Annotated in this window: 3 protein-coding genes; all 3 read left to right on the plus strand. The window is 70.8% G+C overall.

The annotated features are described in order from the left end of the window. Window positions 1-17 precede the first annotated feature (17 nt). The 3 genes from BLU20_RS02375 to BLU20_RS02385 all read left to right on the plus strand — a co-directional run bounded on the left by BLU20_RS02375 (window position 18) and on the right by BLU20_RS02385 (window position 14,689). Window positions 18-452, plus strand: coding sequence for a DUF6325 family protein (locus BLU20_RS02375; RefSeq protein WP_029254049.1), 435 nt, complete (start codon window positions 18-20; stop codon window positions 450-452). A gap of 71 nt (window positions 453-523) precedes the next feature. Next, the gene (locus BLU20_RS02380; protein ID WP_197675434.1) at window positions 524-880 is read left to right on the plus strand and encodes an SHOCT domain-containing protein; all 357 of its coding nucleotides are present in this window, start codon (window positions 524-526) and stop codon (window positions 878-880) included. Window positions 881-1,183: 303 nt separating this feature from the next. Beyond that, on the plus strand, window positions 1,184-14,689 hold the full coding sequence (locus BLU20_RS02385) for a DUF7927 domain-containing protein (RefSeq protein ID WP_157270252.1): 13,506 nt from the start codon (window positions 1,184-1,186) through the stop codon (window positions 14,687-14,689). Window positions 14,690-14,710: the final 21 nt, after the last annotated feature.

Raw genomic sequence — 14,710 nt, forward strand, 5'->3', positions numbered from 1 at the left:
GAGCATCAGGAGACAGCATGGCTGAGAGAACTTTCGGGCCCGTCGAGTTCGTCGTCGTGGCACTGCCGGGGGCGGGGGTCCCGGACGCGCTCGTCGCCGAGACGCGCCGGCTGGTCGAGTCGGACGTCGTGGACCTGCTCGACGTCGCCTACATCTCCGTCGACACCGAGGGCGAGCTGACGACGCGCGAGCTGGAGGACCTGACGGAGGAGTTCCCGCGTCTCGCCGAGCTCGGCCTCGACGCGCCGGGCCTCGCCGGGGCCGAGGACCTCGAAGAGGTCGCCGAGGCGATCGCCCCAGGAACAGCCGCCATCGTGCTCGTCGTCGAGCACACGTGGTCGCGCCGGTTCGTCACGGCGGTCGAGGAGTCCGGCGCCTACGTGATGTCGAGCGAGCGGATCTCGGCCGAGGTCGTGAACGAGATCGTGGCGCTCGACGCCGCCTCCGACTGACCGGCCGCGGACCGCTCCGCGACACGACCGACGAACACACGACCAGAAGGAGAACGACGATGGTGCGACGCGTGGGACGACCCGGCCTGATCGGGACGATGGCCCGGACCGCTGTGATCTCGGGGACCGCGACCGCGGTGTCCGGGGGAGTGCAGCGCCGGCAGATGAACCGGCAGCAGGCGAACTACGAGGAGCAGCAGCGTGCTGCCGCCGAGGAGCAGGCGCGTATGCAGGCCGCTGCGCAGCAGGCGGCGGCCCAGCAGGCTGCTGCGCAGCAGGTACCGGCGGCGCAGGCTCCCGCACAGGTCACGTCCGCCGGTGGCGGGGACGACCTGATGGCGCAGCTCGAGCGCCTGGCCCAGCTCAAGAGCTCCGGCATCCTCAGCGACGCCGAGTTCGCGGCCGCGAAGGCCAAGCTGCTCGGCTGAGCAGACCCCGGCGACGCGGCGGACCGTCGCGAGGTGGCGGGCCCTGTCGCTCAGGCGGCGGGGCCCGTTCCGCGTGATGTCGTCGACTCGACGAATCATCACGAACACGCTTCGGCGGTGTGAAGATTTGATACTTTAAAACACCTATATGTCGGGACTTAATCTAGCCAACTCGACAATTCTTCCCCTTTACTGCACATTCTGGCACCGCGATCTTTTGCAGAGCGCTCCGTACTATGTGACAACTGGGACACGGTGCGCCGTGTACGGCGGTGTACCACGCGACGTGACGTGGGGTCCCAGATGCGACGAACCAGACGCTCGAGCCGGACGATCGGCCGGGGTGTGGCCGGGGGCGTCGGCGCGTCGCTGGTGCTGACGCTCGGGCTCGTCGCGGCGCCGGTCGTCTACGAGCCGCTCGCGCAGGACCTCCTGGCCGCTGAGGCCGTCCCCGGGCAGCCCGGCGTCATGGAGGCGCCCGAGGACGTCTACCACGAGAACTTCGAGAACGTCACGTGGCAGGAGCCCGACGAGGCGGGATCCGGCTCGAACCAGAACGACTGGGACGCCGGCGACTTCGTCCAGACGCTCACCGACTTCCCGTACGGCGCGGACGGCAGCGAGGCCAACTACCAGGCGGGGTACACGTCGTCGTTGGTCCAGCCCGACGGCACGCCGCTGGACGTCACGTACACCGCCGACGTGGACTGGGCGGCCGGCAACTACTGCAACGGCATCATCGTCGCCGCGCACGGGACCGTCAGCTACCAGGCCACGACCTACGACTCCCCGAGACCCCGGTTCTGGGCCGACCCGCTCCTCAACCCGACGGACGGGTGCGCACCGACCGGGGGACAGACCGACAGCGCCTGGTGGAACCGACTGCGGTCGATGGCGCGGGCGATGGGCGAGTGGCACGAGAACGCCAAGTACCCGTACCTCGGCGTCTTCCCGGCGCAGGACGCCGACGAGAACCACATCGTCTCCTCGTACACCAACGCGGGTGCCGCGACCCTCGCACCGGGCACCATGCTCGAGTTCGAGCAGCCTCTGACCGTCGACCCGGGGCGGTTCTACCAGTTCTCGATCGACACGGCGTCGCAGAGCTGCAACACCGCGGGCGCGGTCGGGGCCCTCCCGCAGTTCAACGTCACGCAGTCCGACGGGAGCGTCACCCAGGCGTTCAGTACCCCCGTGGACACGTGCGACGTCGCGCGCGACGCCGACAACGGGGTCGTCGTGCCGCCGAGCAACGTGTCGAACCAGTCGCGCCAGACCCGGATCGCGACGTGGATCGGGGACACCGCCGTCCGTTCGACGGGCGACACGCTCGGCGTCCAGATCGACAACCTGCAGACCTCAGGGGTCGGCAACGACACGGCGTTCGACAACATCACGATCCTCGACACGACGCCGAAGATCGACAAGGAGTTCTCGGCCGGCCCGTACCCGACGGGGAGCGAGTCGCAGCTGACCTTCACGATCACCAACACCTACGACCCCACGGACCCGACGGAGCCCTCGGGTCCCAAGGAGGACTGGGCGTTCGTCGACGAGTTCAGCAGCACCGACCTGGAGCTGACCGGCAACGTCTTCGAGAACACCTGCGGCGACGCGGCGATCGACGAGAACACCGGGCAGCGGATCGCGGTCAGCGGCGGCGACCTGACCGGCGAGAACCTCGTCTCCTGCCAGATCACGGTCGGCGTCACCTCGGACGTCCCCGGGGTGTACACGAACGGGCCCGACGACTTCCCCGAGGACGGTGGTCTCGTCGGCCTGAACCCTCCGGGCGAGGCCGACGTGACCTTCGTGCAGAACCCGCCGGAGTGCGAGCTCGAGGCGACGCTCTGGCAGTTCACCCCGCCCGCGAGCGAGACCGGCGTGACCTCCATCAACCTGGTCACCGGCGGTCAGACGGACGAGGGCACGGTCCCGCCGGCGTTGAACGGCGTCGGCTTCAACCCGGCCACCGGCTGGTACGTGGGCTATCAGGTCTCGGCGGACGGCGGACCGCAGATCTACACGGTCTCCCCGGACTTCTCGGAGGTCGTGAACCTGGGCTGGCCCTGGGACGACGGCAACGCGAACGGCTTCGCGGAGCCCCAGGGCGTCAACACCGGCGACGTCGACGGCGACGGACTCTGGTACATCCGGGAGTTCGACAACACCGGGTCGCTGTGGGCCGCGATCGACATGGACCCCGCGTCCGCGACCTACCTTCAGGTGGTGAACGGCGGCTCGACCGGGTCGGGCGACAACGCGAACACGCTGGGGGCGGACTGGGCGTGGAGCCCGGTGACCGAGAAGTTCTACTCCGTGGGCAACAACTCGAGCACGCTCAACTCCTTCCTCTGGGAGTTCGACCCGGCGACGGGCAGCGAGACACTGGTCGGCCGGCCGAACCTCGACACCGGCGGCAACCGCCTGCAGGCCCCCGACGGCACCAACTCGGTGCGGCAGAACCTCGACACGGAGTTCGGGGCGATCTACGCCGACGCCGACGGGTTCATCTACGCGGCGAACAACGGCACGGGCCACATCTGGCGGATCGACCCGGCGACGACGGCCACGGACGGGACCGGCGAGCCCTGGGTGTTCTTCGCCTACGGCCCCGCGTCGTCGGGCAACGACGGCGCGCGATGCCCGGGCCCGCTGCCGCTCGACTGGGGCGACGCACCCGAGTCCTACGAGACCCTGGCCCAGGACGGCGGCGCGTTCCACGGGATCGTGCCCGACGCCGACGACCCGGCACTGATGCTGGGCAGCACCATGACCGCGGAGACCGACGGGCAGCCGACGGACCTCGACAGTGACGACGCGCTGCCGGCCGGCCTGGCGCTCTCGATCGACGACGGGTCGATCGAGCTCAACGTCCCGGTGACCAACGAGGGCGGCGAGGTCGGGTTCCTCGCGGGCTGGATCGACTTCGACGGCAGCGGCACGTTCGAGGACGACGAGGGCGTGGAGATCGGGATCGACGCGCAGACCGGTGTCTACGACCTGCCGTGGTCCGTCCCGGCCGACGCGGTGCTCGGCGAGACCTGGTTGCGACTGCGTACCTCGTACACCGCGGGCATGACGAGCGGGCTCGGCTACGACTACGGCGAGGTCGAGGACTGGCAGATCGAGCTGATCGACGCCGACTACGACTTCGGCGACGCGCCTGACACGTACGGCACCACGCTGGCCGCCGACGGCGCGCGGCACGTCGTCCTGGACTTCGACGAGACTACTCAGCAGGCGCCGCTGCGCCTCGGGGACGTGGTCGACGTCGAGGAGGACGGCCAGCCGACCACGGCTGCCGACGGCGACGACACCACGGGGACCGTCGACGACGAGGACTCCGCCTCGGCACAGTTCCAGGCGGTGGAGGGTTCCTCGTCCACCGTCGACGTCGTCGCGGTGAACGACAGCGCCGAGGACGCGACGCTCGCGGCCTGGATCGACCTCGACTTCAGCGGCACGTTCGACGACGGCGAGCTGCAGTCGATCGCTGTTCCGGCCAACACCGGCTCGCAGACGTACCAGCTCACGTTCCCCGGCGCGTCGTCGTTCGGGGACACGTACGGACGGATCCGGCTCTTCGCGGGGACCAACACGGACCCGGAGCCGACCGGAGAGTGGACCGGCGGCGAGATCGAGGACTACGTCGTGCCCGTCCTGCAGCCCGGGGTCACGATCAGCAAGAGCGCGGTCGGGGACCCGCAGGGTGCGGAGCCGGGCGACGTCGTCACCTACGAGATCGAGATCGAGAACACCGGGACGTTCGACTACCCGGCGGCCAACCCGATGGTCGTCACCGACGAGCTGACCGACGTCGTCGACGACGCGACCGTCGACGAGGCCTCTCTCGAGACGGACCCCGACGGTCAGGGGCTGCTCTACTACGACCCGAACACAGTCGTGCTCTCGTGGTCGGGCCCGCTCGCCGCCGGGGAAACCGTGACCGTGCGGTACGACGTGACGGTGAACGACCCTGCGACGGGCGACGGCGTGCTCACCAACACCGTGCTCGGTCCGCCCGAGTCCAACTGTGTGGCCGGCCCGGACGGCCTGCCGACGGGTGATCACCCGGAGTGCACCGTCACGATTCCGCCCCGCGAGGTGGAGATCACCAAGACCTCTGCGCCGTCGACGGTGGTTCCCGGTGACGAGGTCGAGTACGTCGTCACGCTGACCAACACCGGGGACGCCCCGTACGAGGACCCGGACTCGCTGCTCGAGGTCTCCGACGACCTGTCGGCCGTCCTGGACGACGCGTCGTTCGGGACGGTGACCACGGACTCCGACGTCGACGGGAGCACGCCGCCCGCGGCGACCTTCGACGAGGGCACCGCGACCCTCGCGTGGGCGGGCCCGCTCGCGGTCGGCGAGACCGTCACGATCACCTACACCGTGACCGTCCTGGACCCGCCCGAGGACGGCGACGGCCTCCTGGCGAACGTCGTGTCCGGTCCGCCGGAGTCGAACTGTGCCGAGGGCGCAGACCCCGCCGACCCGGCGTGCATGACGAGCACCCCGGTGAAGATGGTCGAGATCTCCAAGGCCGTCACGCCCGACGGCCCGGTGGAGCCGGGCGACGTCGTCGGGTACACCGTCACGATCGTGAACACCGGCCAGGTGCCCTACGACGACACCGACGGTCTGCTGACGGTCACCGACGACTTCACCGACGTCGAGGACGACGCGACGTACCGTGACGACGCCTCGGACGGTGGTGCGGGCGGCACGTTCACGGGGCCGGCCTGGACCGGTCCCGTCGGCGTCGGGGAGACGGTCACCCTGACGTACTCGTTCGTGGTGGACAACCCGCCCGCGGGCGACGCTGTGCTGGACAACGTCGTCACCGGCCCCGCGGAGTCCAACTGTGCCGAGGGTGAGGAGGGTGCGGAGTGCGCCACCACGACGCCGGTGAAGGTTCTCTACATCGAGAAGACCGTCGACCCGTCCGAGGGCGTGACCCCGGGGGACGACGTCGCCTACACGATCACGATCACGAACACCGGCGGGTACGCGTACACGCTGCTCGACCCGGCGATGCTCTTCGACGACCTGACCGAGATCCTCGACGACGCGGAGTACAACGACGACGCGGCGGCGACCTCCGACGTGGTCGTCAGCACCCCGCCCGAGCCGACGTACCAGGACCCCACGATCGACTGGGAGGGTCCGCTCGCGCTCGGCGAGACCGTGGCGATCACCTACTCGGTCACCGTGGACGACCCGCTCGGACCGGGTGCCGACGGGATCCTCGACAACACGGTGATCGGTCAGGACGAGTCGAACTGCGAGGTGGACGACCCTGACGTCGAGTGCAACACCGAGGTCCCGGTCGCGAGCCTCGACGTCGTGAAGACCTCGGACGCCGCCGGACCCGTGGCTCCGGGCGACGAGGTCGAGTACACCGTGGCGGTCACCAACACCGGGGCCGTCGACTACGTCGAGGGCGTCAACCCGGTCGTCGTCTCCGACGACCTGTCGGCGGTGCTCGACGACGCGGAGTACAACGACGACGCGGCGGCGGACCCCGAGAGCGGGGCGTTCGAGCTTGCGGGCTCGACGCTGACGTGGACCGGTCCGCTGGCCGCCGGCGCCTCGGTCGAGCTCACGTACTCCGTGACCGTGGACGACCCGCCGGGTGCCGACTCCGACGCGCTGCTGCAGAACGCCGTCGTCGGCCCGCCGGAGTCGAGCTGCGCGCCTGCCGACGACCCCGTCGACCCGGCGTGCGTGACCGAGGTCCCGGTCCGCTCCCTCGAGATCGTCAAGGACTCCAGCGCCTCTGACGCCGGTTCCGTGCTCGCCGGCGACACGGTGACCTACTCGGTCGAGATCACCAACACGGGTGCGGTCGACTACACCGACGGCGAGCCCGTCGTCGTCTCCGACGACCTGGCCGGGGTGCTTGACGACGCGGAGTACAACGACGACGCGGCGGCGGACCCCGAGAGCGGGGCGTTCGAGCTTGCGGGCTCGACGCTGACGTGGACCGGCCCGCTGGCCGCGGGCGACACCGTGACGCTGACCTACAGCGTCACGCTCGACGACCCGCCGGGCGCCGACGCCGACGGCGAGCTCGTCAACGTGGTCGTCGGCCCGTCGGAGTCGACCTGCGCCGACGACTCCGAGGACCCGGACTGCGGAACCTCCACCCCGGTGCGCTCCTTGGACGTCGTGAAGACGGCGTCTGTCCCGGACGTGCTCCGGCCGGGCGACCAGGTGACGTACACCGTCGAGGTGTCCAACACCGGGGCGGTGGACTACGTCGACCCCGACCTCGTCGTCCTCACCGACGACCTCTCGGACGTCCTCGCCGAGACGGACCTGGTCGGCGCGCCGACGGCGACGTCCGACGTCTCCGGGAGCACGCCGCCGGCGCCCACCGTCGTCGACGACGTTCTGACCTGGGAGGGCCCGCTCGCCGTCGGCGAGACGGTGACCATCACGTACACCGTCCAGGTCATGGACCCGCTGCCGGACGACTCGGACGGCGTGCTGGACAACGCCGTCGTGGGTCCGCCGGAGTCCAACTGCGACCCCGGCCAGAGCCCTGAGGACCCGGCCTGCTCCGAGCGGATCCCGCAGCCCGAGCTCGAGGTCGTCAAGACCTCGGACGCGGTCGGCGAGGTGGTGCCGGGGGACACCGTCGAGTTCACCGTGACGGTCCTCAACGCCGGCGAGGTGGACTACACCGCCGAGATCCCGGCCGTCGTCGAGGACGACCTCTCCGGGGTGCTGGACGACGCGACGTACGACGACGACGCGGCCGCCAACCCTGAGCTCGGGACGTTCACGTTCACCGACCCCTCGCTCGTCTGGACCGGCCCGCTCGCGGCCGGGGAGTCCGTCACCCTGACGTACTCCGTGACGGTCGACGACCCGCCCGGTGACGCCGCGGACGGCGTGCTCGTCAACGCGGTGCTCGTCGAGGGCTCCAACTGTGGCGAGGACTCCGAGGACCCGGACTGCACGGTGACCGTGCCCGTGAGGTCGCTCGACGTCGTCAAGACGTCGGACGCCGGCACCTCCGTGGCGCCCGGTGACGCCGTCACCTACTCGGTCGCGGTGACGAACACCGGGACCGTGCCCTACTCCGCGATCACTCCCGTCACGCTCACCGACGACCTCTCGGACCTGCTCGACGACGGCCGGCTCACCGGCACGCCGGTCGCGACGTCCGACGTCGTGGCCAACGTCCCGCCGCAGCCGATCTACTCCGCACCGGTGCTGACGTGGACGGGCCCGCTCGACCCGGGCGAGACGGTGACGGTCACGTACGTCGTCACGGTCGACGACCCACCGGGCGACGACGCGGACGGGATCCTCGGCAACACCGTGGTCGGCCCGCCCGAGTCGAGCTGTGACGCGGACCAGGACCCGGCCGACCCGGACTGCACCGTCACGACGCCGGTCCGGCTGCTCGAGGTCGTCAAGACCGCGGAGCCGACCGGATCCGTCGCGCTGGGCGAGACCGTCGAGTACACCCTCGTCGTGACCAACTCGGGGCAGGTGGACTACACCGCGGCGGACCCGGCTGTCGTCGTCGACGACCTCTCCGGCGTCCTGGACGACGCGAGCTGGAACGCGGACGCTGCCGCGACGTCGGACGTCTCGACGCCGCCGACGCCCGTCTTCGCCCCCGTGGGCGAGACCCTGACGTGGACCGGCCCTGTCTCCGCCGGCGAGACCGTCACCATCACGTACTCCGTGACGGTCGACGACCCGCCCGGGGAGGACGCCGACGGCGTGCTCGAGAACGCGGTGACGGGTACGGACTCGTCCTGCGTCCCCGGGACGAGCGACCCTGACTGCACCACCACGACCCCGGTGCGCAGCCTCGCCGTCGTCAAGACGTCCGATGCGGGGGACGTCGTCCTCGCGGGTGGCACGGTCACCTACACGGTGACCGTGACCAACACGGGTGGCTTCGACTACACGGACGCCGTCCCGGCCGTGGTCGTCGACGACCTCGCCGACGTGGTCGACGACGCGGTCTACAACGGTGACGCCACGGCGAACCCGGACAACGGGGCCTTCGACTACGCGGCACCCACGCTCACGTGGACGGGCCCGCTGGCAGCGGGCGCGCAGGTCGAGCTCACCTACTCGGTCACCGTCGACGACCCGTCCACCGGGGACGGCGTGCTCGAGAACGTCGTGACCGGCCCCGACTCGAACTGCTCGGAGGGTTCGACAGACCCGGACTGCACCACGAGCGCGCCGGTCCAGCAGGTCGCGATCGTCAAGACGTCGGACGCCGAGGACGTCACGCCCGGCGACGTCGTCGAGTACACCGTGACGATCGAGAACACCGGCCAGGTGGACTACCCGGCTGACGAGCTGGTCGTCTCGGACGACCTCACCGAGGTGCTCGACGACGCGGAGTACAACGACGACGCGAGCGCGAGCCCGGTCTCCGGCTCGTTCGGCTACGAGGAGTCTGTGCTGACCTGGTCGGGTCCGCTGGCCGCGGGAAGCTCCGTGACGCTGACGTACTCGATCACGGTTGACAACCCCGTCACGGGCGACAGCATCCTCGCGAACGCCGTGGTCGGACCCCCGGAGTCGAACTGCGACGTCGACCAGATCCCGGCCGACCCGGACTGTTCGACGAGCGCGTTGACGCCGGCCACCGAGGTCGCGAAGACCTCGGACGCCGGTGACGAGGTGGTGCCCGGGGACGTCGTCGAGTACACGGTGACGGTGACGAACACGGGGCAGGTCGACTACACCGACGGCGTCCCGCTGGTCGTGACCGACGACCTGTCGGGCGTGCTGGACGACGCGACGTACAACGACGACGCGGCGACCGACCCGGAGACCGGCGAGATCGTGGTCGACGAGCCGTTCCTCGAGTGGTCCGGCCCGCTCGCCGTGGGCGAGAGCGTCGTCATCACGTACTCGGTGACGGTGGACGCGCCGCCGCAGGACGGTGCGGACGGGCAGCTGACCAACGTGGTGCTCGTGCCGGACTCCAACTGCACCGCGGAGAGCACGGACCCCGACTGCACGACGTCGGTGCCGGTCCGGTCGCTCGAGATCGCCAAGACCTCCGACGCGGTCGGATCCGTGGTCGCCGGCGACACCGTCGAGTACACCGTCACCCTGACCAACACGGGCCAGGTCGACTACGCGGACGGCGAGCTGTCCGTCTCGGACGACCTGACCGGTGTGCTCGACGACGCGACGTACGACGACGACGCCGCCGCGGACCCGGACACGGGGACCTTCGACTACGTCGAGCCCACGCTCACGTGGACCGGCGGCCTCGCCGCCGGAGAGTCGGTGGACCTGACCTACTCGGTGACGCTCACGGACCCCGTCGAGGGGGACGCATCGCTCTCCAACGCCGTCGTCGGCCCGCCAGAGTCGACCTGCGCCGAAGGGACCGACGACCCAGGCTGCACCGTGACGGATACCGTTCGACGCTCCGAGGTCGTCAAGAGCACCGACGCCGGGCCGCAGGTGTTCCCCGGTGACACGGTCGGCTACACCGTGACGATCGAGAACACGGGGACCGCGCCGTACACGGTGCTCGACCCCGCCACCGCGGTCGACGACCTCTCGCGCGTCCTCGACGACGCGACGTACGACGACAACGCCGCCGCGACGTCGAGCATCGTCACGCGGACCCCGCCCGCCCCGACGTACTCCCGCCCGGACCTGGCGTGGACCGGGGCGCTCGCGGTCGGTGAGACGGTGACGATCACGTACTCCGTGACCGTGGCGGACCCGCCGTCGGCCGACGGGGACGGGCGGCTCGACAACACCGTCGTCGGCCCGGAGGGCAGCGACTGCCCCGCCGGCAGCACGGACCCGGACTGCACCACGAGCGTGCCGGTCGCGGCGCTCGACATCGTGAAGACCTCGGACGTCGCGGGCGCGGTCGTCGCCGGAGACACGGTGACCTACACCGTGACGGTGTCGAACATCGGGCAGGTCGACTACACCGACGACAGCCCGGTCGTGGTCTCGGACGACCTCTCGGGCGTGCTGGACGACGCGACGTACCGCGCCGACGCGGTGGCCGACCCCGGCACCGGGGCGTTCGACTACACCGAGCCGACGCTGACCTGGACCGGTCCGCTCGCCGCGGGGGACTCCGTCGACCTGACGTACTCCGTGACGGTCGACGACCCGCCGGGCGAGGACGCCGACGGGCTGCTGGAGAACGCCGTCGTGGGACCGCCGGAGTCGGGCTGCGAGCAGGGCTCGGCCGACCCGGACTGCTCCGTGACGGTCCCCGTCCGTGAGCTCGACGTCGTCAAGTCCTCCGACGGCGCCGACGAACCGCTGACCCCGGGGGAGACGGTCACGTACTCTGTCGAGATCACGAACACGGGCCACGCCGACTACACGGCCGCCGAGCCCGTCGTCGTGACCGACGACCTGTCGGACGTGCTCGACGACGCGACCTACAACCTCGACGCCGAGGTCGACCCGGACACGGGGCTGCTCGCGTACGCGGACCCCGTCCTGACGTGGACCGGCCCGCTCGCGGTGGGCGAGAGCATCGTCATCACCTACTCGGTGACGGTCGACGACGTCGGCGAGGGCGACCAGGTGCTGCGGAACACGGTGGTCGGCCCGCCGGAGTCGAACTGCGACCCGGGCGTGGTCCCCGAGGACCCGGCGTGCACGGAGATCGTCCGGCAGCCGGCGCTCACGGTGGCCAAGACGTCAGATGCCGGTGGGAGCGTCGCCCCGGGCGACGTCGTCGAGTACGAGGTGACGGTGGAGAACACCGGGGCCGTGGACTACACGGACGAGTTCCCGGCGCAGCTCGTCGACGACCTGACCTTCGTGCTCGACGACGCGACGTACAACCAGGACGCGGCGGTCAGGCCCGACCAGGGTTCGGTCTCGTTCGTGGACCCGGAGCTCGTCTGGGTCGGCCCGCTCGCGGTCGGGGAGGCGATCACGCTGACCTACTCGGTGACCGTGAACGACCCGGTCTCCGGGGACGGGTCGCTGGACAACCGGGTCACGGGCCCGGACTCCAACTGCCTCGAGGGCTCGGACGACCCCGCCTGCACGGTGAGCACGCCGGTGCGGTCCCTCGACCTGACCAAGTCCGTCGAGCCCGACGGCGCGGTCACCGTCGGCGACGACGTCACCTACACCGTCACGCTGACCAACGACGGCGGGTACGACTTCACGGCCGACGACCCGGCCGTGGCCGTCGACTCGCTCGCGGACGTCCTCGACGACGCGACGCTCACGGGCGACCCCGTGGCCACCCCGGACCAGGGCGAGCTCACCCTCGTGGAGCCGTACGTCGTCTGGGTCGGGCCGCTGGACGCCGGGGAGAGCGTCCAGATCGTCTACACGGTGACCGTCGACGACCGCGAGTCCGCCGACGGAACCCTGGAGAACCTGGCCTTCGTGCCGCCCGAGGTCCCGTGCACAGACCCGGACGGGTGCGAGGGGCTTCCGCCGGTCACGCCTCCGCAGGAGTGCGTCGACGGCGTCGACCCCGAGACCGGCGGCGCGTGTGCCACGACGTCGACCCCGGTCGCGTCTCTGGGTCTCGTCAAGACCTCCGACGCCGACGGGTCGGCCGCAGCGGGCGACGTCGTCACGTACACGGTGACGGTGACCAACACGGGCGAGGCGGACTACACCGACGCGAACCCCGTGGTCGTCACCGACGACCTCTCGGGCGTCCTGGACGACGCGACGTACGGCGCCGACGCGACGGTGTCGCCCGACCAGGGGGCCGTCGCCTACGACGCGCCGGTGCTGACGTGGACCGGCCCGCTCGCGGTGGGCGAGAGCGTCGACATCACCTACTCGGTGACGGTCGACGACTCCTCGACCGGTGACGGAGTGCTGGACAACACGGTCGTCGGGCCGCCCGAGTCGAGCTGCCCCGACGGTGCGGAGAGCCCGGACTGCACCGTGACCGTACCGCTGCGGTCCCTCGAGATCGTCAAGACCTCCGACGGCGGCGCCGACCAGATCGAGGGCGGGCAGGTCGTGACCTACACGGTGACGGTGACGAACACCGGTGAGGCCGACTACACGGACGCCAGCCCCGTCGTCGTCACGGACGACATGTCCGACGTGCTGGACGACGCGACGTACGGCGACGACGCGACGGTGTCGCCCGACCAGGGCGCGGTCGCCTACGACGAGCCGGTGCTGACGTGGACCGGCCCGCTCGCGGTGGGCGAGAGCGTCGAGATCACGTACTCGGTGACGGTCGACGAGGCTGCCGACGGCGACCAGGTGCTGCGCAACGTCGTCGTCGGGCCGCCCGAGTCCAACTGCGACCCCGACGCGTTCCCCTCCGACCCGGACTGCCGCGAGATCGTCCCGCAGCCCGGCCTCACGGTGTCCAAGACCTCCGACGCGGACGCGGCGGTCGTCCCGGGCGAGACGGTGACCTACACGGTGACCGTCGAGAACACCGGTGGCTCCGACTACGACGAGGACTTCCCGGCGATCGTGCAGGACGATCTGTCGGGCGTCCTGGACGACGCGACGTACAACGACGACGCCGCGGTCACGCCGGACCAGGGCTCGGTGACCGTCGTCGAGCCGTTCCTCGAGTGGTCCGGCCCGCTCGCGGTGGGCGAGAGCGTCGAGATCACGTACTCGGTGACCGTCGAGGACCCACCGGGAGGCGACGGGGTCCTCGAGAACGCGGTGGTCGCACCGGGCTCCGCCTGCGAGGAGGGCTCCGACGACCCCGACTGCTCGACGAGCACCCCGGTCAAGCAGCTCGAGATCGTCAAGACGGCCGACGCCGCGGCGGAGGTCGGTCCGGGCGACACCGTCACGTACACGGTCGAGATGACCAACACGGGGACGTACGGCTACACCGAGGACGACCCCGCGGTCCTCACGGACACGATGACGGGTGTGCTGGACGACGCGACGTACGACGACGACGCGACGGTCAGCCCGGAGGGCGGAGAGATCACGTTCGCCGACCCCGAGCTCGTCTGGGCCGGCCCGCTCGCACCGGGCGAGACGGTGACGCTGACCTACTCGGTGACCGTCGACGAGCCGCCTGCGGGCGATGCCTCGCTGGTCAACGCCGTGCTCGGGCCGCCCGAGTCCAACTGCCCGGTCGACATGTCCGGGTTCGGCATGAGCGCGAGCGGCCTGATCCGGGCCGTGTCCGTCGAGGACTGCACCACCACGGTCCCGGTCGCCTCGGGTGCCCTGGAGATCGAGAAGGCGGCTGCCGAGTACGAGGACGCCGTGGCGGGTGACGTCGTCACCTACACGGTGGTGGCGACCAACGTCGGCTCCGTCGACTTCACCGCGGGTGCGCCCGCGACCGTCGTCGACGACATGACCGAGGTGCTCGACGACGCGACGTACAACGACGACGCGGCCGTCAGCCCGGAGGGCGGCGACCTCGTGTTCGACTCACCGCAGCTGATCTGGTCGGGCGCGCTCGCGGCGGGCGACTCGGTCGAGATCACCTACTCGGTCACGCTGACCGGGGAGGGCGACCTGGAGGTGCGCAACGTGGCCTTCGCGGTGCCCGGCCCGGACTGCACGGCCGGGTCCGGCTGCGGCGAGATCACGCCGCCCGCCGAGTGCACCGACGGCGTGGACGAGGACGGGCGCGCGTGCGACGACGTCGAGTTCACGATCACGCCACCCGTCCCTCCGGCGCCTCCGACCCCGCCGACGAACCCGGCGCTCCCGGTCACGGGTGCCCAGGTCGCGGCCATGGTCGGCCTGGTGCTCCTGCTGCTGATCGGCGGTGCGGCGCTCCTGGGCAGCGGGCGTCTCCGTCGGCGCCACGACGGGCACGACGACGGCGGAGGCGTCGGGTCGCTCTAGCGTCCCTGGTTCCGCGATCCG

The organism is Paraoerskovia marina, from assembly GCF_900105445.1.
Lineage (GTDB): Bacteria > Actinomycetota > Actinomycetes > Actinomycetales > Cellulomonadaceae > Paraoerskovia > Paraoerskovia marina.